Below are 22,038 nucleotides of genomic sequence, written 5' to 3'. Positions count from 1 at the left end.
TTGAAGGACCTCGAACCAGCGGCGGTTTGACTCTGTCCCGTCGCTATAACGCCAAACTCGGCAGATCGAGCCCGCTGGTGCGGGCGCATTCCACGGCCGTCTCATATCCGGCATCGGCATGGCGCATGACGCCCGTGGCCGGATCGTTCCACAACACGCGTTCGAGGCGGCGCGCCGCCTCCGGCGTGCCGTCGGCGACGATGACCATGCCGGCGTGCTGAGAATAGCCGATTCCAACGCCGCCGCCGTGATGCAAAGACACCCAGGTCGCGCCGCTCGCGCAATTGAGCAGTGCGTTGAGCAGCGGCCAGTCGGACACCGCGTCCGATCCGTCACGCATCGCCTCGGTCTCGCGATTCGGGCTGGCAACCGAGCCGCTGTCGAGGTGATCGCGCCCGATCACCACCGGTGCCTTCAATTCGCCACCCGCGACCATCTCGTTGAAGGCGAGGCCGAGACGATGACGATCGCCGAGACCGACCCAGCAGATCCGCGCCGGCAGGCCCTGGAACTTGATCCGCGCCTTCGCCATGTCGAGCCAGTTGTGCAGATGCTTGTCGTGCGGCATCAGCTCCTTCACCTTGGCATCGGTGCGATAGATGTCTTCGGGGTCGCCCGACAGCGCCGCCCAGCGGAACGGGCCGACGCCGCGGCAAAACAACGGACGGATGTAAGCTGGGACGAAGCCGGGGAAGTCGAAGGCGTTGGTGAGGCCCATGTCCTTCGCCATCTGGCGGATGTTGTTGCCGTAGTCGAGCGTCGGAACCCCTTGCGCGTGGAAATCCAGCATCGCCTGGACGTGATCGACCATGGAGCGTTTTGACGCTGCCTCGACCGCCTTCGGATCGGAGGCGCGCTTGGTCTCCCATTCTGCGAGCGTCCATCCCTTCGGCAAGTAGCCGTTGATTGGGTCATGCGCACTGGTCTGGTCGGTGACGATGTCGGGCTTTACGCCGCGTCGCACCAGTTCAGGGAAAATCTCGGCGGCGTTGCCGAGCAGGCCGACCGAAACGGCTTTTTGCGTCTTCGCCGCCTCCGCCATGATCGCGAGCGCCTCGTCGAGCGTCGCCGCCTGTCGATCGAGATAACCGGTGCGCAGCCGCATCTCGATGCGGCTCGGCTGGCATTCGACGGCGAGCATCGAGGCGCCTGCCATCGTCGCGGCGAGCGGCTGCGCGCCGCCCATGCCACCGAGACCGGCGGTCAAAATCCATTTGCCGGCAAGACTGCCGCCATAATGGCGCCGGCCGACCTCGACGAAGGTCTCGTAGGTGCCCTGCACGATGCCCTGGCTGCCGATATAGATCCACGAGCCCGCGGTCATCTGCCCGAACATCATCAGGCCCTGGCGATCGAGCTCGTTGAAATGATCGAGCGTCGCCCAATGCGGCACGATGTTGGAGTTCGCAATGAGGACGCGCGGCGCATCCGCGTGCGTCCGGAAGATGCCGACCGGCTTGCCGGACTGCACCAGCAGCGTCTGGTCACCCTCGAGCTTGCGTAAGGAAGAGACGATGCGGTCAAAGCTCTCCCAGTCGCGCGCGGCGCGGCCAATGCCGCCATAGACGACGAGCTCGCTCGGACGCTCGGCGACCTCAGCATCGAGATTGTTCATGAGCATGCGCAGCGGCGCTTCGGTCAGCCAGCTTTTTGCACTGATCTCGCTGCCGCGCGGGGCACGGATCGCACGGTCATTGTCCAGTCGGTGGCTCATGAAAGGCCCTCTTCGGCAAGTCTCGGAAATAGAATGTGTGACGATGCGGCCAGCGCGGCGGCGGGCAATGCGCCAGCGTCGACCAGCGCGGCGGCCTTCGTGATGTCGTCCGCCATGTAGCGATCGGCGCCCAGCGCCGGCACCTGTTCGCGCAGTCTTGCAATGACGGCGGCGAGCGGCGCGCTGGTCGCATGCGGCGCGCGCAGCGTGATGCCTTGTGCCGCGACGAGCAGCTCGATGCCCAAAATGGTGGCGAGATTGTCGGCCATGTCGGCGAGGCGGCGCGCGGCATGCGCGGCCATGGAGACGTGGTCTTCCTGGTTGGCGCTGGTCGGCGTCGAATCGATCGAGCACGCCAGCGCACGCTGCTTGTTCTCGGCGAACAGGGCCGCGGCCGTCACCTCTGCAATCATGAATCCGGAGTTGAGACCGGGCTCCGGCGTCAGGAACGGCGGCAGGCCAAAATTGAGCGCGGGATCGACCAGCGTCGCAATGCGCCGCTCGCTGATCGCGCCGATCTCGGCGAGCGCCAGCGCGATCTGATCGGCCGCGAAGGCCACCGGCTCGGCATGGAAATTACCGCCCGAGACAATCTCGCCGGTCTCGACCAGCACCAGCGGATTGTCGGTGACGGCATTGGCCTCGGTCGTCAGCGTCCGCGCGGCCTGCGTGATCAGATCAAGGGCGGCGCCTGCGACCTGCGGCTGGCAGCGCAGGCAATAAGGGTCCTGCACACGCTCGTCGCCGTCGAGATGCGACTGCCTGATGTCGCTTCCTTCAAGCAATGCCATCAACGTCGCGCCGGCGGCTCCCTGCCCGGCATGCCCGCGCAGTGCGTGAATCTCGGGGCGGAACGGCGCCGTCGAAGCCATGGCCGCATCGACCGACAGGGCGCCGGTCACAAGCGTCGCACAGGCCAGGCGATGGGCGCGCAGCACGCCTGATATGGCATAGGCGGTCGAGAATTGCGTGCCGTTGATCAGCGCGAGCCCTTCCTTCGGGCCGAGCGTCAACGGCGTGAGGCCAACGGCACTCAGGGCCTCACGCCCGGGAACCGCCGCGCCGTCGACGAGCGCCTGCCCCTCCCCGATCATCACGGCCGTCATATGCGCAAGCGGCGCAAGATCGCCGGAGGCGCCGACAGAACCCTGCTGCGGCACCAGCGGACAAACGCCGCGCGCCAGCATCGCCTGCAACTGCTCGATGACCTCACGCCGCACGCCTGACGCACCGCGTCCGAGCGAAACGACCTTCAGCGCCATCATCAGTCGCACGATCGGCTCCGGCGTCGGCGACCCGACGCCGCAGCAATGCGAGACGATGAGATTGCGCTGGAGAGCCGCGGTCTGGTCGGGCGCGATACGCGTGGATGCCAGCTTGCCAAAGCCGGTGTTGATGCCGTAGGCCGGAACATCCGCGCGGGCCGCTTTCGCAACGATCTGCGCGGCAGCCTCAACCCGCGGCCAGAAGGCCGGATCGAGTTCGACGGAGCTGCCGGCAAGCACACGCGCAAAATCGTCGAGCCCGACCTTGCCGGGCACGACGACAATCGGCGCGTCCGAAGCGTTCATTGCCCTCTCCAAACCCGCGCGTGTAGCGGGTTGAAACCGATGCGGTAGACGAGCTCGGCGGGACGCTCGATCTCCCAGATCGCGAGATCGCACCATTTGCCGGCTTCGAGCGTGCCGGTCTCGGCCAGCACGCCGAGTGCCCGCGCGCCTTCCCGCGTCACGCCGGCAAGACATTCGGCAACGGTCATGCGGAACAGGGTCGCGCCCATGTTCATGGCGAGCAGCAGCGAGGTCATGGGCGACGAGCCGGGATTGCAGTCGGTCGCGAGCGCCATGTTGACGCCGTGCATCCGGAACAGCTCGACCGGCGGCTTCTGGGTCTCGCGGATGAAATAGAACGCGCCGGGCAGCAGCACAGCGACAGTGCCTGCTTTCGCCATCGCGGCAGCGCCGGCGGCGTCGGTGTGTTCGAGATGATCGGCCGACAGCGCGGCGAATTTTGCGGCGAGCGCGGCGCCGCCGAGATTGGAGAGCTGATCCGCGTGCAGCTTGACCGGCAGGCCGAGTGCCGTTGCTACCTCGAAGACCCGGGCCGTCTGCTCGCCGGAGAAGGCGATACCCTCCATGAAGGCATCGATGGCGTCGGCAAGGCCGGCTTTCGCCACCGCGGGCAGCATCTCCCGGCACACGAGATCGATGTAGCGGTCCTTGTCGCCCTCCGCTTCCGGCGGTAGCGCGTGCGCGCCAAGGAACGAGGTCTTGACCGCAACGGGTCGCGTCCGGCCAAGCGTGCGCGCAGCCGCGAGCTGGCGCATCTCGGTCTGCGTGTCGAGGCCATAGCCCGACTTGATCTCGATCGTCGTGACGCCTTCGGCGATCAGCGCGTCGAGCCGCGGCAGCGCGCCCGCGACGAGCTCGGCTTCGCTCGCCTTGCGCGTCGCGGCAACCGTCGAGACGATGCCGCCGCCCGCCCGCGCGATCTCCTCGTAGCTTGCGCCCTTCAGCCGCAGCTCGAACTCATGCGCACGGTTACCGCCGTAGACGAGATGGGTATGACAATCGACCAGACCCGGCGTGATCCACCGTCCCTCACAATTGATCCTTTCGGTCGCATCCGCATGTGTCGGGAAGTCGGCCCGGTGGCCGGCAAAGGCGATGCGGCCATCGCGCGCCGCGATCACGCCGTGCTCGACGGTACCGAGATCAGCCGCATCCTGCCGCATCGAAGCGAGCCGGGCATTGTGCCAGATCCGATCGAAGCGCTCTGCCATGCGGTCTTCCCCAAGTGCCGGAAGCTTGACTTATATGTCTAGACATATAATCGTGGCGAGGTTCTGTCCAGCCGGCTGACACATGACGCGCCTGCATTTCACATCCGCGCTGCTGCCCTCGGGTTGGGCCGACGACGTGCGGCTGGAAGTCGCGGACGGAACCATTGCCGCAGTCACGGTCGGCGTGGCGCCGGAGCACGGTGACGAACGCCATGCGCTGGCGGTTCCGGGAATCGCAAGCCTGCATAGCCATGCGTTCCAGCGCGGCATGGCAGGACTATCGGAAACGCGCGGCGACAGCGCCGATACATTCTGGACCTGGCGTGAGACGATGTACCGTTTTGCGCTGGCGATGACGCCGGACGACGTGGAAAGCGTCGCGACCCTGCTCTATGTCGAGATGCTCGAGCAGGGCTTTACCCGCGTCGGCGAATTCCATTACCTCCATCACGACCACGACGGCAGGCTCTATGCCGACATCGCAGAGATGGCGACGCGCATCGCGCGCGCTGCCGCGTCGAGCGGTATCGGATTGACGCTGCTGCCAAGCTTCTATGCGCACGGCTCGTTTGGCGGCGCAGCACCGCATGCCGGCCAGCGCCGCTTCATCTGCTCGGTCGATCAATTCGCGAAGCTGATGGCGGCCTCGCGCAAGGCTATCGGCACGTTGCGCGGCGCCAATATCGGGATCGCCCCACACAGCCTGCGCGCCGTGACGCCCGACGAACTCGCCGCAATCATTCCACTCGCAGACGGCGGACCTGTTCATATCCACGCCGCTGAGCAGACGCAGGAGGTCGAGGACTGTCTCGCCTGGTCGGGTCAGCCGCCGGTCGAATGGCTGCTTGACCATGCGCCTGTCGATCGGCGCTGGTGCCTCATTCATGCGACCCACACCACGCCGTCGGAGATCACCGCGTTTGCCGAGGCTGGCGCTGTCGCGGGCCTCTGCCCCATCACCGAAGCAAGCCTCGGCGACGGCATCTTTCCGACACGGGAATTCGTAGCCGCCGGCGGCCGCTTCGGCGTCGGCACCGACTCCAATGTGCTGGTCGGCGTCGCGGATGAGTTGCGCCAGCTCGAATACGGCCAACGGCTGAAGCACCGGGAACGCAACGTCTTGTCGGGCGGGCCCGGCGTCTCGACCGGCCGCGCCCTGCTCGATGGCGCGCTTGCCGGGGGCGCGCAGGCGCTTGCCCAGCCCGTCGTCGGACTTGCGGTCGGCGCGCGTGCCGACGTCGTCACGCTCGACGCGAACCATCCCTCTCTGGCGGGACGCCGCGGCGATGCCGTGCTCGACGGCTGGATCTTTGGCACCCATGCCGGCGCGATCGACTGCGTCTGGGCGGGCGGCGAAAAGCTTGTCGAAGGCGGACAGCATCGGCTCCGTGGCGAAGCGCGCGAAAAGTTTGCAACGACGGTGCGGAGGCTCGTCGCATGAGCCTCACCCTCGATCGCGACAAGGCCGCTGACAAACCGACGCTCTACAAGAAGATCCGGCAGGACATCGAGAGCCGCATCCTGACCGGCGAGTGGCCGCCCGGCCATCGCATCCCCTTCGAACATCAGCTGATGGCGCGCTACGGCTGCTCGCGCATGACGGTCAACAAGGCGCTGTCGGAGCTCGCGCAGGCCGATCTGATCGAGCGCCGCCGCCGCGCCGGCTCCTTCGTGCGCCGTCCGCAGCATTTGTCGGCCGTGCTCAAGATCGCGGACATCCGCGCCGAGATCACCGCGCTCGGGCGCGCCTACGGCTACGAGCTAATCCGCTGCACACGCCGCGCGGCCACTGCCGCCGACCGCGAACGGCTCGGCGTACGCAAGGCCGGCAAGGTGATCGCGATCGCCTGCCGCCACAGCGCCGACAACGTGCCCTTCGCCGTCGAGGACCGGCTAATCGATCTCGAATCCGTGCCGGACGCAGCCAAGGCCGACTTTGCGGCCGAGCCACCCGGCACCTGGCTGCTTCATCATGTCCCATGGACCGAGGCCGAGCACACGATCAGCGCTATTGTCGCAGATGACCACACGGCGGCATCACTCGACATTCCCGTCGGTGCGCCATGCCTCGTGGTCGACCGCCATACCTGGCGCAGCGCGCGCACGATCACCGCCGTGCGCCTGCTCTATCCCGGTGAGTCCCATCGCCTCACCGCGCGCTTCAAGGGAGGCTGAGATACGCGATCATGCGGCACAATTCATGCAACAGCGGCGCAGACGTTCGCTGGCACGGAAATGAAAGACCAACAGGACGGCAAACCAGAGTTCGGCAAGGGGACCATCATCATGCGTAGTTCAAAAGTCGTTGCGACAATCATTGCACTTGCGGTATCCGCCCCGGCGCTCGCCGACGACGTCAAGGTCGGCATCGGCATTTCCGGCTGGACCGGCTTTGCGCCACTGACGCTGGCGAACCAGGCCGGCATCTTCAAGAAGAACGGGCTCGACGTTTCCATCAAGAAGATCCCGCAGAAGGATCGCCACCTCGCCATCGCTTCCGGCGACATCCAGTGCGCGGCGACGACGGTCGAGACCTGGATTTCCTGGAACGCCAACGGCGTTGCGACCAAGCAGATTTTCCAGCTCGACAAGAGCTTTGGCGCCGACGGCATGGCGGTACGGAACGACGTCGCCGCAATCAAGGACCTCAAGGGCAAGACGGTCGCGGCATCAGCGCCGGGCACCTCGCCCTATTTCGCGCTCGCCTGGATGCTGAAGAAGAACGGGCTCACGGTGAAAGACGTGACCGTCGTGAACCTCGAGCCGGCCGCGGCCGCGCAGGCATTTGTCTCAGGCCAGAACGACGCCGCGATGACCTATGAGCCCTATCTCTCGACAGTGCGTGCCGCTCCCGACAAGGGCAAGATCATCGCCACCACGCTCGACTATCCCATGGTGATGGACACGTTTGGCTGCACGCCGAAATTCCTGAGCGAGAACCCGAAGGCCGCGCAGGCGCTCGCCAACAGCTACTTCGAGGCGCTCGCCATGATCGCCAAGGATCAGGCCAAGTCCTATGAGATCATGGGCGCGGACGTGAAGCAGACCGGCGAGCAGTTCGGCAACTCGGCGAAATATCTGCGCTGGCAGGACAAGGCCGCCAACCAGAAGTTCTTCGCCAGCGAGTTCCTGACCTTCAACAAGGAAGCCGCCGACCTCCTGCTCGAGATCGGCATCATCAAATCAGCGCCGAAGGTCGAGGACCTCTTCGACGCCAGTTTCATCAAGTAACATCAGCCGCGCCTTCGTCCCGCTTCACACGCCGTGAAGCGGGACTTGCGCGCGATCGATCCACGCTACCGGAACCTCCCCCGTGATACGCCCCCTGGATCCCGTCACCTCTAGACAACGCGCGGCCTATGGCCTCGCGTTCTTCGTTCTCTTCGTGGCCCTTTGGTCGTGGGCGACCTTTGGCGGCTACGTCTCAAAAACGTTTCTCGCCAATCCCCTCACCATGGTCCAGGAGGGTTTTGAGCTTCTCACCCGGCACGGCTTCCTGTTCGACATCGGCATGACGATCTGGCGCGTGGTCGGCGGTTTTGTGCTGGCGGCGATCATCGCGGTACCCATTGGCGTATTGATGGGCGCCTACAAGCCGATCGAGGCCTTCCTCGAACCTTTCGTGTCCTTTGCACGCTATCTGCCGGCCTCGGCTTTCATCCCGCTGCTGATCCTGTGGGCCGGCATCGGCGAGCTGCAAAAGCTGCTCGTCATCTTCATCGGCTCGGTGTTCCAGATCATCCTGATGATCGCCGTCACCGTCGGCAGCACACGGCGCGACCTCGTTGAAGCAGCCTATACGCTCGGCGCCAGCGACGACGGCATCATCCGCCGCGTGCTGCTGCCCTCCTCCGCGCCTGAGATCGCCGAAATCCTTCGCCTCGTACTCGGCTGGGCCTGGACCTATGTCATCGTCGCCGAGTTGATCGGATCGTCCTCCGGCATCGGCCATATGATCACCGACAGCCAGGCGCTGCTCAACACCGGCCAGATCATTTTTGGCATCATCGTCATCGGGTTGATCGGCCTGATCTCGGACTTCCTGTTCAAGGCGTTCAACGCCTGGCTGTTTCCGTGGAAGCTCGCATGACGAAGCTGAGGATAGACCAGGTCTCCCGGACCTTCCCTGCCCGCGGCGGCCACGCGCCGACGCGCGCGCTGGAGCCGACCAATCTCGACGTCGGCGACAACGACTTTGTCACGATCTTGGGACCGTCAGGCTGCGGTAAGTCCACACTGCTGCGCATCGTCGCCGGCCTTGACCGTCCGACCAGCGGACGCGTGACGCTCGACGGGCGCGAGGTGACGGGCCCCGGTGCGGATCGCGGCATGGTATTCCAGTCCTACACCCTGTTTCCCTGGCTCACCGTGCGCGAGAACATCGCCTTCGGCCTGCGCGAACGCGGAGTCTCGCAAGCCGAGCGCCACAAGGTCGCCGACGGCTTGATCAAGCAGGTCGGCCTCACCGGCTTCGAGAACCATTGGGCAAAACAACTCTCCGGCGGCATGCAGCAGCGCACCGCGATCGCGCGCGCGCTCGCCAACGATCCAAAAATCCTCCTGCTCGACGAGCCCTTCGGCGCACTCGACAACCAGACCCGTGCGCTGATGCAGGAAATGCTGCTCGGCATCTGGGAGCGCGACCAGAAGACGGTGCTGTTCGTCACCCACGACATCGAGGAAGCGATCTTCCTCGGCAGCCGCGTCGTGGTGATGAGCGCGCGGCCCGGCCGCATCAAGGCCGACATCGCCATCGACCTGCCGCATCCGCGCTCCTACAAGATCAAGACCACGCCGGAATTCACCGCGCTGAAGGAGCGGCTGGTCGAGGAAATCCGCACCGAGGCTTTGAAGGTCGCTGCCCATGCCTGACGATCGATTCGAGGTGAATGGCGCGCGGGTGCTCGCCGATCTCAACGCGCTGCGCGCGATCGGCGCCTATAAGACCGGCGTGCACAAGCCGACATTTTCGGAACCGCATGTCCGTTCGCTGGAATGGCTTGCCGCAAAACTTCCCGACGCCGGGCTGACCGCCACAATCGACGGCATTGGCAACGTACTCGGCACCAGCACGAGGGCGGGTCCAAAGCTGCTCGCGGGCTCGCATCTGGAGAGCCAGAATTATGCCGGTTGGCTCGATGGCCCGCTCGGCGTGGTCTATGCGCTTGAAGCGGCGCGCGTCATCAACCCTGATCCGAAGGCGCACGGCGCCGTCGAAGTTGCCTCATGGTGCGACGAGGAAGGACATTTTGGCCACTTCCTCGGCAGCCGCTCCTATGTCGGCCTTGTAACTGAAGCCGATGTCGACGCTGCACGCGATCGCACCAGCGGGCGGACTATGCGCGACGCACTCCGCGATATCGGGCTCGCGGGACGGCCCCGCGCATCCGCCGAGCCTGGGCGCCATGTCGGCTATCTCGAAGCACATATCGAGCAGGGCGACACGCTGGAGAGCCGCGGCCTTGCGATCGGCGTCGTCACGTCCATCGTCGGCATCTGGCAGTACCGGCTGAACTTTGTGGGCGAGCAAAACCATGCCGGCACGACGCGCATGGCCGCGCGCAAGGATGCCGGCCTTGCGCTGGCAAAGTTCTGTGTCGCGATTGACGAACGTTTCCCGGGAGTTTGCGGTCCGCGCACGGTGTGGACCACCGGCCGTATCATCCTCGATCCCGGTGCGCCCAGTATCATTCCCGGCGGTGCCGAGATGCTGTTCCAGATTCGCGACGACGATCCTGCCGTGATCGCGCGGCTGGAGGATCTGCTGCGAACCATGGTCGATGAGGTCAACGCGCAGGGTCCGTGCAGCGCGACGCTCGAAAACCTCCGCACCGGCGCGCCCGCGATGATGGACGAAGGGTTTCAGGCCGCAATCGAGGCCGCGAGCGCCGCGCTCGCCGGCAGCCGTTCGCTGCGCATGCCGAGCGGCGCCGGCCACGACGCCCAGATGCTGGCGACGATCATGCCCGCGGGGATGCTGTTCGTGCCGTCGATCGGCGGCATCAGTCATCACTGGACCGAAAACACTGATGACGCCGACATCGTCACCGGCGCAAAGGTGTTCGTCGATGCCTGCCGGCGCATCCTGGCGGGATAGACTTAGTAGCACTGACAATCAGGCACCGCCGTCGCGACCAAAACGCTCGACCAGAAAATCGATGAACAGGCGCACCTTGACCGAGAGGTGCCGCGTCGGCGGATAGACGGCGTAGAGCGCGAGCGGCGGCGCCGCGTATTTTTCGAGCACCGGCTGCAGCTCTCCGCGCTTCAGCGCCTCCTCCGCGATGAAGGTCGGAAGCAACGCCAGCCCCCTGCCCTTGATCGCGACGTCGCGCAACACCTCTGCATTGTTGACGCAGAGCGACCAGGTGGGCTGAATCCAATGCACGCCGTCAGCGCCGGTCAACTTCCACTGGTTGCCGGTGAGCAGGAAGCCATAGGTCAACGACACATGCGTGCGCAGATCCTGCGGATGGGCCGGCGTGCCGTGACGCTTGATATAATCCGGCGAGGCACAGATCAGCCGCTCGATCGGCATGATTTTTCGCGCGATCAGGCTGGAGGATTCGAGCTCGGCAATGCGCAGCGTCACGTCAAAGCCGTCCTGCACCGGATCGAGCAAATCGTCGCTGAGCACGAGCTGAAGCTGCAGTTCCGGATATTTCGCCATGAAGTCGGCGAGCACGGGTCCCAGCCGCATCGTGCCGAACGACATCGGTGCATTGACGCGGAGCAGCCCGCGCGGCGCGGACTGCGACTGCGTCACCGCCTGGTCGGCCGCCTCGATCTCGCCGAGAATGACCAGCGCGCGCTCGTAATAGTGCTGGCCGCTCTCGGTCGGGCTCGCATGCCGCGTGGTGCGGTTGAGCAGTTGCACGCCGAGGCTCTCCTCGAGGTCGGCGATGTATTTTGAGATCGCCGAGCGCGACAGCCGCAATTGCCGGCCGGCCTCGGCGAAGCTGCCGCTGTCGACCACTTTCACGAAGGCCCGGAGGCTCGCGAGCTTATCCACGCCGACCCTCCGATTGTTTCCAAATCGTAGACATAGCCGTCATGGAAGCACGGATTGTCGCCAAAACAAAGCTGCACGATATTTCCTGCCAGAGCGAAACTGCTCCCCAAGCTTGGAGGATGAGATGTCAGGACTTCATCACGTCACGGCGATCGCCGGCGACCCGATCCGCAATTTTGGCTTTTACACCCGCGATCTCGGCCTGCGCTTCGTCAAGAAGACCGTCAATTTCGACGACCCCGCCACCTATCACTTCTATTACGGCGACGAGACCGGCCGCCCCGGCACGATCTTGACCTTCTTCCCCTGGCAGGGCGTGCCGGCCGGACGGCGCGGCGTTGGCGAGACGCATCAAACCGCGTTCCGCGTGCCGCAGCGTTCGCTCGGCTACTGGACGCAGCGCTTCATCGAAAAGGGCATCCGCTACGAGGCGCTCGAAAAGCGTTTTGGCGAATCCGTGCTGCCGTTCACCGATCCCGACGGCATGGCGCTGGCGCTCGTCGGCGTGGCCGGTGCGGAGAACGAGCCGACCTGGAGCAGTGGCGAGGTGCCGGCCGAGCACGCGATCCGCGGCTTCCACGGCGTCACCCTGCTGCTTGACGATGCTGCGAAGACAGGTGCGATCCTGACCGACGTGCTCGGCTTCAAGGAGATCGCGCGCGAAGGCTCCGTCATCCGCTTCAGGGCGCCGGGCGATGTGCAAGGCAGCGTCGTCGACATCTATGAGGCCAAGGGGTTCCTGCGCGGGCATCAGGGCGGCGGCTCCGTGCATCACATCGCATTCCGCGCGGCCGACGACACCGAACAGGGTGCGATGGCGCAGAAGCTCATCGACAGGCATGACATGCGGCCGACCGAGCAGCGTGACCGCAACTATTTCCGCTCGATCTACTTCCGCGAGCCCGGCGGCGTGCTGTTCGAGATCGCAACCGACATCCCGGGCTTCGCCGTCGACGAGCCCGTGGCAACGCTCGGCCGCGACCTGAAGCTGCCCGGCTTCCTCGAGCCGCACCGCAAGCAGATCGAGGGCGTGTTACCCAATCTGGAAGAGACCGCGTCATGATCGAGACGTCCTTCATTTATCGCTTCGAGCCTGGAAACAGGCCCGAAGCACCGCCCCTGCTGCTGCTGCACGGCACCGGCGGCGACGAGAACGATCTGCTGCCGCTCGGCGGCATGATCTCTCCCGGCTCGGCGCTCCTCTCGCCACGCGGACGCGTGCTCGAGCACGGCATGCCGCGCTTCTTTCGCCGGCTCGCCGAAGGCGTCTTCGATGAGGACGACGTGCGCAAGCGCGCGCTGGAGCTGGGCAGCTTCGTCGTGGATGCGCGGCAGCGCCATGGCATCGCGGCGCCGATCGCCGTCGGCTTCTCCAATGGTGCGAACATCGCAGCAGCGCTTCTGCTGATGAAGCCGGATGCGCTCGCAGGCGCCATCCTGCTTCGCGCGATGGTGCCGCTTTCGGATCCGCCGCGCGCGAAGCTCGACGGCAAACAGGTCCTGCTGCTGTCAGGGCAAGCCGACCCGATCGTGCCTGCGCACAACTCGGCAAGGCTCGCCGCGCTGCTGTCGGACGCAGGAGCCGAAGTCGACCACAAGATCCTGCCGGCCGGCCACCAGCTCTCGCAAGCCGACGTGATGCTGGCGCGCGATTGGGCCAGCGGCATCGAGGCACGCGCTGCGTGACCGGCGCAGGGCGGCGCAACGTCGGATGCGCCGCCCTGGTAACAGGCGACCGCCACAACCCACCGGTGCGCGCTGCGCACCTTGCGCTGATGTCGTTAAAGACAGCGATTTGTCGTCCTGCACCCTACTTTTTGCGTTGGTGAATGCACCCGGATTCAACGCTGCGGCGCGGCAGCGTTGCTTTGCCTGACCTCCGCCCGGCGCGGAGAGCAGAACCAACTTACGGCCCCGCACTGTCGAACGGCAGATGATCGCGCCTGAAAGCATCGGGAAAAACCTGCAAACTACAGGGACGATGAAGGACTGGGCACGCTCTACTCCAAGTAGACTTGGTTGTACTTGCCGAACTACTTCGGCGCCGGTCATGAGGCCCAGCATCCCGCCATGACAGGATGTTTCTCGTCATTTCATTGCGCTTCCGGCCGGCCCATTCCGATGATAGCGTCGCAGATATTTACGTATTTTTAATTTTTTGATGGTGGGGCGTTGAATAGAGCCTTTGGCGATTCATTCAACCTGTCGTCTTCTCACCCAGAGACATTTTCCTCGGGGCACGACGCTGGTCATGCCGTCATCGTGCCGGATGCGCATCTCCTGTTCTCGGGAGAGTATGCGCGCGCCGGACGCGATCTCATCATCTCCGACGAGCATCACCGTTTCACGGTGCCGAATTATTTCGCGGGCACCAAGCATCCGGCGCTGGTGTCACCCGAGGGCGCGCCGCTCGATCCGAAGGTGATCGAGGCCTACACCGGACACACCGCTTACGCACAGGCGACCGATCCAGCCGCATCCGCCGGCAAGGTGGTCGGCCATGTTGTGAAGATGACCGGCAGCGCCAGCATCGTGCGCAACGGCGTCGCCATCGTCGTCAACAATGGCGACGTCATCTATCAGAACGACCTCGTCCAGACCGGAAGCAACTCGACGCTCGGCCTCGTGCTCGAGGATGGCACCGCGTTCAACCTGTCCGCCAATTCGCGGTTCATGCTGAACGAACTGACCTACGATGCGTCCAGCACCTCGAACAGCGCACTGCTCACGCTGGTGCAGGGTGCGGCGAGCTTCGTTGCCGGCCAGGTGGCCAAGAGCGGCGACATGAAGGTTGCAACGCCCGTTGCGACCATGGGCATTCGCGGCACCGCCGTTATCCTCGACATCAACTCGACCGACGGCAAGGTATCGATCTCCGTCGTCGATCAGCAGGACGGCCAGGTCCACGCGGTGCAGGTCTTCAACGCCGCGGGCGTGCTGATCGGCACGGTGACGAGCAACGGCAACTCGCTGACGCTGACGCCGACCGCGACCTTCGACGTGATCGCCCAGGAGAGCAACAAGACGCCCGCGCAGGTCGCGCAGGAATTCGCCGCGTTCCAGCAGGTGCTCAACACCTACGATGTCGGCAAGCAGATCTTTCCGAACCTGCCGCAGCACACCGAGAACACCGGCGGCAACGGCAACAATCCCAGCCCGAACACCACGACAAAGTTCGCGGGAAGCCCGCCGCTCAATCCTCCCGGGACCGAGTATCATCCGCCCACCGGTTCGACGACCACGCAGAATGCGAGCAGCGGGACTCCGACCCAGGTCGTGATCAACAACACGCCACCCGCGTCGGGCGGGACGTCCGGCTCCACGACCACCCCGGCCGATCCCGTCATCATCCAGACCAAGGTCGTGTCCGCGATTCCCTTCGTGGTGACCCCTCCGGCGCTGTCCCCCATCACCTCGGGAGCAGGAGATCATTTCGGTCCGGTGATGAGCGCCAGCGGCGATGTGGTCTACGACCCCGACGGCGCGATCTATTTCTACGACCACGTGACGCAGACCACGCTGACGGTGGCCTCACCCGCCAACGGCTGGACCTACGGCTCCCCGACGATCAGCATGGACAGCCGCTACATCGTCTATCAGGGATCGCAGGGCGGCGGCAGCAGCTACGTCTTCGTTTACGGCACCGACCCCACCGATGCCGCGCATTATCACACCCCGACCCTGATCGCGCAGGGCGGCTCTGCCGCGGTCAGCGGCGACGGCAGCACCATCGTCGTCGAGCAGGGCGGCGGCAACATCGCGATCTACGATCTGCAGGGAACGCTGAAGGGAACAATCACGCCGCAGGCCGTCGGCGGCGGGGTCACGCTGTGGCGGCCCGCGATCAGCGCCGACGGTCATGTCATCACATTCTGGAGCTCGGATTCCGGCGCGCCTGGCGGCGCGGGCCATCTCTATGTCTTCAACGCCTCAACCGGCACCCTCACCGAGATCGCCAGCACCTCGGGCGGCGCGGGGACGAGCGCCGCCTCCGTCAGCGCCGACGGCCATCTGATCGCCTACGCAGCGACGGACGCGAGCGGCCATTCCGAGGTCTATCTCTTCGACCTCAACACGGGCCATGTGGTTTTCCACACTGCGAATGCGTCAGGCGGCAGCTACTATCCCGTGCTCAGTCCCGACGGGCATTTCATCGCCTTCACGAGCGATGCGCATGTGACGTCGGCCGACAACAATGCGTTTGCCGACATCTATGTTGTCGACGTCACCAACCCGGCCGCGCCGCAGTACAAGCTGGTTTCCGAGGGCAATGCCGCGGCCAGCAATGGCGGCGTGGCGATCAGCGCCGGCGGCCAGTATGTGGCGTTCGGCAGCGCCAGCCAGATCTTCTTTGCCGACCCGACGTCAGGCAAGAGCGCGATCATCCTGGAAACGGTGAATTCCCCTGATGTCCTCACGGCGCACGGCACGATCACGCTGACCGGCGATTTCACCGGCGTCGGGATGAGCATCACCGACAAGTTCGGCAATCCGACGCCGAACTTCAGCGCGACCTTCGATGCAGCGGGTCATATCAACTGGACCTTCAGCGAAGCCAAGAGCGACTTCGCGGGCCTCGCCTACGGCGAGGACGCCACCCAGGAATTCATCATAAAACTGTCGGCCGACAACGGCACACTGACCATTCCGGTGTTCGTGACCGTGCATGATGGCGTCCAGCCCACGATCACGCCGACCGACGCCGCGCCAATCGCCCATCCGGTCACGCTGGCGCAGAGCGATGAGAACACGCCCACCACGATCACGGCCGGCAAGCTGTTGGCCGGCGTTACCGACATCGACGGCCCGTTCCCGCTCGTGATCACCGCGCTGAGCATCGCGAGCGGTGGCGGCAGCCTCGTCCACAATGACGACAGGACCTGGACCTATACGCCGGCCGAGAATTACAGCGGCCCTGTCAGCTTCAACTATACCGCATCCGACGGAACTCTGAGCGCGAGCTCGACCGCAAGCCTTAATATCTCCGCCGTCGATCAGCCTCCGGTCGCGGGGCCGGTGACGCTGGCGCAGGGCGCCGAGGATACGCCCTACACCATCAGCGCATCCGATCTTCTCGCCGGCGTGAACGATCCCGACGGACCGTTCCCGCTGTCGATAACGGCGCTCAGCATCGCCAGCGGCGGCGGCGCGCTGGTCGACAATCACGACGGCACCTGGACGTACACGCCGGCGGCCAATTACAACGGCCCGGTCAGCTTCAACTATACGGCGGCCGACGGTACGCTGGTCTCGAGCGCGACGGCGAGCCTGAACCTTGCGCCGGTGAACGACGCACCGACGATTGCCGGCGGCTCCGTCGTCGCCGGAACGGTCGACGTTCCCGTCACGTCGGGCGGAAGCGGCAGCCACACCGCAGGCGCGGACCTGATCCTCAACGCCGGCTCCGGGCTGATCAGCGGGCTGAACGGCCACTCCGGCTACGGCACGCTGGCACTATCAGCAGGCGACGACAACTCGTCCGGCGCGATCGACATCACCTCGGTGTTCGGCTCCGCCGGTATCAACTTCTTCGGCCACAGCTACACGTCGCTCTACGTCAACAACAACGGCAACATCACCTTCAACGGGCCGAACTCCACCTTCACGCCGAGCCAGATCAATGCCGGCTTCGGCAACCCGATCATCGCGCCGTTCTGGGCCGACGTGGACACCCGCGGCGCCGGGCACGTCTATTACGACCTCGATCCCGTCGATGGCGTGATGACCATCACCTGGGACCATGTCGGCTATTACAGCGCACACACCGACCGGCTGAACTCGTTCCAGGTCGTTCTGGTGAACGAAGGCGGCGGCAATTTCGACATCGTCTATCGCTACGGCGGCATTCAGTGGACGACCGGCGATGTCAGCGGCGGTCAGGCCGCCCGCGCCGGCTATTCGGCCGGCGACGGCACGCATTATTTCGAGCTGCCGGCCTCCGGCAACGTCTCGGCGCTGCTGGCATTGCCGACGACCGAGGGCAACACCCATGTCAATGGCGTGGATGAATTCGATGTCCGTAACGGCGAGGTCGGCCCGCCCTCGCTGACGACGAACGGCACCATCAACTTCTCCGACATCGAGCCGAATGACGTCCACTCCATCCAGAGCGTGACCTATACCGGCGCGGGCGACGCGCTCGGAACGCTGCACTTCACGAAGGTGACGGACACCTCGGAGAGCGGTACCGGACAATTCGCCTGGACCTACACAACTGATCGCGTCGCCGTGCGCGCGGCGCTCGACGCCCTCCCCGAGCATACCAAAACCGAAACCTTCGACGTCGTCATCACCGACGGCGACAAGACGGTCACCCAGACCATCACGGTCACGCTGAACGAAACCGGCGACCATGCGCCGGTCGCCTCCGCCGTGACGCTGGCCGCCGGCACTGAAGACACCGCCTACACGGTGCATGCCTCCGCCCTGCTTGCGGGTGTGAGCGACGTCGACGGGCCGTTCCCTCTGTCGATCACCGCCCTGTCGGTAACGAGCGGCGGCGGCAATCTCGTCCCCAACGACGATGGCAGCTGGACCTACACGCCGGCGACGAACTACAACGGCCCGGTCAGCTTCAGCTATACGGCCTCAGACGGAACGCTCACGTCGAGCTCAACTGCGAGTCTCACGCTCGCACCTGTCAACGATCTCCCGACCGGTGCAGTCTCCATCGACGGCACGTTCCAGGCGCCTCACGTGCTGACTGCGAATACGTCCACGCTGGCGGATGCCGACGGCCTCGGCACGCTCGCCTATCAGTGGCAACGCGACGGCGTCGATATCGCCCTCCAAACCGGCAACAGCTACACGCTGACCGGCGCCGACGTCGGCCACAGCATCGACGTGGTCGTGCACTACACCGATGGCCAGGGTAATGCCGAGAGCGTGACCAGCGCCGGCTCGCCGCCGATCGCACCGGCCCCGCCGGATGCGCCGCCATCGATCTCGGGCGATTTCGCCGTGCTGACCGTGAAGGGCGGCGGCGTGGCACTGAGGGGCCTCGCCGCGGGCACCTCGACCGCGGACCTCATCGGCATCGACGCCGACAACACGCCGGAGCAGCTCCTCTACACCGTCACCGGCGCGCTGCACGGCCACCTCGCCTATTCATTGACGGGGCCTGCAATCACGAGCTTCACGCAGGCCGAGGTCAACGCGCGGTCCGTCTTCTTCGTCACCGACGATCCCACCTATGTCGGCGCCGGCGATTTCACGGCCACGCTGTCCGACGGGACCATCACGACCGCGCCTGCCACGATCGGCGTCACCATCGTCGATGCGCAGCTCTCGGTGCAGACGGTCGGCGGCTTCGATTTCGACCAGGACAATCCGATCACGGCGATGGGTCTTGGAACCATTGCGGACGGCGCCAGCGACACCGTCTTCAAGATCGAGAACGAGGGCGCCAACCGCGATTTCACCTTCACGGGCACGGGCTTCACCTATGCCGGCACCGGCAGCGAGATGCACCTGACCGGCGGCATCATCACCGCCATCGTCGAGACCGGACATGGCACGCCACCGCAACCCGCGTTCTCGCGCTTCGATCTCTACGTCCCCGCCGTCGAGTGGATGAACGCGGTCAGTGCCGCGGCCCATGGCGACCAAAGCGTGATCGAGACCCTCACGCGCACCTGGAGCTTCAATTTCATCGGCAATGCCGGGGCGGACGGGTTTGGCGCGTCGATCCTGAACGATATCTTCACCGGTAATAGCGGCGACGACACGTTTGAAGGCGAGTTTGGCTATGATCGCGCCTATTACGGTAACGCCGGCGCGGCAATCAACGTTCAGCTCGCGGACGGGTTCGTCGTCGGCGCCTCGACCGGCACCGATACGCTGAAGTCGATCGAGATGGTGACCGGCAGCGACTATGCCGATCTCTACAACGCCGGGCCGACGCCGAACAATCCCGACGGCTTCGGCGCGGCCAGCACCAATTCCGGCAGCACTGTCACCAGCAACACATTCGGCCTGTTCAACGAATTCGAGGGACGCGGCGGCGACGATCAAATTTTTGGCAACGGACAGACCCGCCTGTCCTACTACCACGCGACGGCGGGCGTCACCGTGACCTTCACCGGCTGGACCAACCCCGCCAGCGGCTCGACCGGCTTCGCCGACGGCGACGCCTCGGTCGGTCACGACACGTTCTCGAGCGTGAACTGGGCCCGCGGCTCGTTCTTCGACGATGTCTTCCATGGCGCGAACAATCCGAGCGGGTCGACGGAGAATTTTGAAGGGCTCGGCGGCAACGACCTGATCGACGGTGGTGGCGGTTTTGACCGGGCCGTCTACCAGGGTGCCTTCGACGGGACCGGAATCAATGTCCAGCTCGCCAAGGGTATCGTCACGGGCGGACCAACGACCGGGACCGACACGCTGCTCTCGGTCGAGGCGATCCGCGGCACCGATTTCGCCGACGTCTACGATGCGAGCGGGTTCACGACGATTGCGACCGCGGACAATCCCAACGCGGGAAGCGCCGGCTTCATCACGGTCAACGATACCGCCCGCGCCTTCAACGAGTTCGAAGGCCAGGCCGGCAACGATACCGTCACCGGCAACGGCAATACGCGCGTGGCCTACTACCATGCCACGGCCGGCGTGGTGGTGACGTTGGGCGTCAACGGCAGCGGTACGGCCGATGGTGACGCCTCGGTTGGACACGACACCATCATCAGCGGTGTCAGGTCGATCACCGGCTCGGAATTCAACGACGTCCTCACCGGCAACGGCGGCAACAATGTGCTCGACGGCCGCGGTGGCAACGACGTCCTCGATGGCCGGGCCAGCAACGATACGCTCACCGGCGGCACCGGCGCCGATATCTTCGTCTATTCGGCCGGCGGCGGCGCCGACCGCATTACGGACCTCAACCCGGGCGACGGTGACAGGATCGACTTGCGCGGCGTGCCGGGCGTTTACAGCCTGGCGGACGTGCTCGCACTCGTTTCGACCAACGGCCCTGACACCGTCATCACGTTCAGCCCCGGCAATTCCATCACGCTGGCAAATACAGCGCTCGCCAATCTCGTGGCGAGCGAGTTCATGTTCGCCGGCGCACCGATGTCCGTCGCCGTCACCGTGCAGACGCCCGACGGCTATGACTTCTCGACGGTCGCGACGGATCTCGTCGCCAGCGCGATCGCGACCTCCGCCTCGACCTCCGAGCACATCTTCCTCGTCGATGCTGCAAAGGGCATCACCTTCGAGATGGTGGGTAGCGGCTTCACCTACGATTCGATCACCCATCACGTGACCGGCGGCCTCGTCACCGAGATCGACATCCTCGACAGCGCCGACCCTGCGCAGACCACTCAGGACCAGATCCTGGCAAACTCCAACGGCTGGTCGATCGACGCTGCCACGCTGTTCAACACGCTCGACCAGGCGCAAAGCGCCGACGCCCAGACCAGCGCGGCCGGCAAGGCGGCGCTTACCTCCTACCTGACCTCGCCGATGTTCAGCTATGTCGGCAGCCCGGGCGGCCAGGACCACGACGGCAGGCCGCAGCTCGGCGCGGATGTGTTCGTCGCCGGCAACCACGCCGACACGTTCAACGGCATGGCCGGCCCGTTCGGACCGAACGATCCCGGCTCGGATACCGTCAGCTACGCCACCGCCGGAGCCGGCGTCACGGCGAGCCTGCTCAATCCGGCCGACAACACGGGTGCGGCGGCCGGCGACATCTATGTCTCGATCGAGAACCTGCGCGGCTCGTCGTTCGACGATGTCCTGACTGGCGATGGCAAAAACAACGTGCTGGAGGGCGGCGCGGGCCACAACATCCTGGACGGCGGCAGCCGCGGGATCGATACCGCGAGCTATGAGCACGCGCCGACGGCCGTGAACGTCAACCTCAATCTGACGGGAATTCAGCTGGTTGCCCCGGGCATGTTCGACCAGTTCCTCAACATCGAGGGCCTGCGCGGCTCGAGCTACGACGACACGCTGACTGGAAACGGCAACGGCATTCTGGAAGGCGGTCCCGGCGACGACAACCTGATCGGGAACCCCGGCGGCAGCGACACCGCAAGCTACGAGCACGCGCCATCAGGCGTGACGGTCGATCTTGCGATCAGCGGCCCGCAGAACACCGGCGGCGCGGGCATCGACAAGCTCGCCAACATCGCCAATCTGATGGGCTCGCAATTCAACGACATCCTGGCCGGCGACAGCCACGACAACATCCTGACCGGCAACGGCGGCAACGACATCTTCGTGTTCCGGGAGCTCCCCGGCGGCATCGGCCACGACACCATCCAGGACTTCATCACCGACACCGATCACATCCAGCTCGATTACGCCGCGTTCGACGCCGGCGATCCCGCGAGCTTTGCCGCATGGCTGTCCGATCACGCGACGCAACAGTCGAACGGCGACCTGCTGATCGATCTCAACGTGAACGGGCCCGACGTCGACACGATCCTTTTGAAGAACACCTCCATCAACAGCCTCCGCGCCAACGACTTCATCCTGCCCGCCGGCGGGGGCGGCGGCTTTGCGTGAGGCGGGTTTTCTCGTTGT

At 65.2% G+C, this 22,038-nt stretch carries 13 protein-coding genes; 9 read left to right on the top strand and 4 right to left on the bottom strand.

The window, feature by feature from the left end:
• Positions 1-43 precede the first annotated feature (43 nt).
• The 3 genes from hutU to hutI are packed head-to-tail and all read right to left on the bottom strand — an operon-like array spanning position 44 to position 4,496.
• Entirely contained in the window at positions 44-1,714 is a 1,671-nt protein-coding gene (gene hutU / locus JQ632_RS12200) for a urocanate hydratase (protein WP_212402560.1), read from the bottom strand.
• A complete protein-coding gene (hutH, locus tag JQ632_RS12195; RefSeq protein ID WP_212402559.1) occupies positions 1,711-3,285 on the bottom strand; it encodes a histidine ammonia-lyase in 1,575 nt (524 codons plus the stop codon). The genes hutU and hutH overlap by 4 nt, the downstream gene beginning before the upstream one ends.
• Positions 3,282-4,496, bottom strand: a complete 1,215-nt coding sequence (gene hutI / locus JQ632_RS12190; protein ID WP_212402558.1) for an imidazolonepropionase — start codon at positions 4,494-4,496, stop codon at positions 3,282-3,284. The genes hutH and hutI overlap by 4 nt, the downstream gene beginning before the upstream one ends.
• Before the next feature lie 82 nt (positions 4,497-4,578).
• On the opposite strand from hutI, the gene JQ632_RS12185 reads away from it, so the two are divergent.
• From JQ632_RS12185 to JQ632_RS12160, 6 genes are all read left to right on the top strand, one after another.
• Positions 4,579-5,937 (top strand): formimidoylglutamate deiminase, encoded by a 1,359-nt coding sequence (locus tag JQ632_RS12185; RefSeq protein WP_212402557.1) that lies wholly within the window; start codon positions 4,579-4,581, stop codon positions 5,935-5,937.
• Positions 5,934-6,671 (top strand): histidine utilization repressor, encoded by a 738-nt coding sequence (gene hutC, locus JQ632_RS12180; protein ID WP_212402556.1) that lies wholly within the window; start codon positions 5,934-5,936, stop codon positions 6,669-6,671. The genes JQ632_RS12185 and hutC overlap by 4 nt, the downstream gene beginning before the upstream one ends.
• A gap of 111 nt (positions 6,672-6,782) precedes the next feature.
• Positions 6,783-7,727 (top strand): ABC transporter substrate-binding protein, encoded by a 945-nt coding sequence (locus JQ632_RS12175; protein ID WP_212402601.1) that lies wholly within the window; start codon positions 6,783-6,785, stop codon positions 7,725-7,727.
• An 85-nt stretch (positions 7,728-7,812) separates the two neighbouring features.
• Positions 7,813-8,586 (top strand): ABC transporter permease, encoded by a 774-nt coding sequence (locus JQ632_RS12170; RefSeq protein ID WP_212402600.1) that lies wholly within the window; start codon positions 7,813-7,815, stop codon positions 8,584-8,586.
• Positions 8,583-9,368: an ABC transporter ATP-binding protein gene (locus tag JQ632_RS12165; RefSeq protein WP_212402555.1), complete on the top strand. Its 786-nt coding sequence runs from the start codon at positions 8,583-8,585 to the stop codon at positions 9,366-9,368. Before JQ632_RS12170 ends, JQ632_RS12165 begins: the two co-directional genes overlap by 4 nt.
• The gene (locus JQ632_RS12160) at positions 9,361-10,593 is read left to right on the top strand and encodes a Zn-dependent hydrolase (RefSeq protein WP_212402554.1); all 1,233 of its coding nucleotides are present in this window, start codon (positions 9,361-9,363) and stop codon (positions 10,591-10,593) included. The genes JQ632_RS12165 and JQ632_RS12160 overlap by 8 nt, the downstream gene beginning before the upstream one ends.
• Before the next feature lie 18 nt (positions 10,594-10,611).
• On the opposite strand, the gene JQ632_RS12155 is transcribed toward JQ632_RS12160, so the two are convergent.
• Complete coding sequence (locus JQ632_RS12155) at positions 10,612-11,508, bottom strand: LysR family transcriptional regulator (RefSeq protein ID WP_212402553.1); 897 nt, start codon at positions 11,506-11,508, stop codon at positions 10,612-10,614.
• A 124-nt stretch (positions 11,509-11,632) separates the two neighbouring features.
• On the opposite strand from JQ632_RS12155, the gene JQ632_RS12150 reads away from it, so the two are divergent.
• From JQ632_RS12150 to JQ632_RS12140, 3 genes are all read left to right on the top strand, one after another.
• Positions 11,633-12,571 (top strand): ring-cleaving dioxygenase, encoded by a 939-nt coding sequence (locus tag JQ632_RS12150; RefSeq protein WP_212402552.1) that lies wholly within the window; start codon positions 11,633-11,635, stop codon positions 12,569-12,571.
• Positions 12,568-13,194 (top strand): alpha/beta hydrolase, encoded by a 627-nt coding sequence (locus JQ632_RS12145; protein ID WP_212402551.1) that lies wholly within the window; start codon positions 12,568-12,570, stop codon positions 13,192-13,194. Before JQ632_RS12150 ends, JQ632_RS12145 begins: the two co-directional genes overlap by 4 nt.
• 486 nt (positions 13,195-13,680) lie before the next feature.
• Positions 13,681-22,020 (top strand): cadherin-like domain-containing protein, encoded by an 8,340-nt coding sequence (locus tag JQ632_RS12140; RefSeq protein ID WP_212402550.1) that lies wholly within the window; start codon positions 13,681-13,683, stop codon positions 22,018-22,020.
• Positions 22,021-22,038 lie beyond the last annotated feature (18 nt).

The organism is Bradyrhizobium liaoningense, from assembly GCF_018130955.1.
Lineage (GTDB): Bacteria > Pseudomonadota > Alphaproteobacteria > Rhizobiales > Xanthobacteraceae > Bradyrhizobium > Bradyrhizobium liaoningense_C.
The sequence above is the reverse complement of the archived record's forward strand: the minus strand, read 5'-3'. Positions and strand labels throughout refer to the sequence as shown.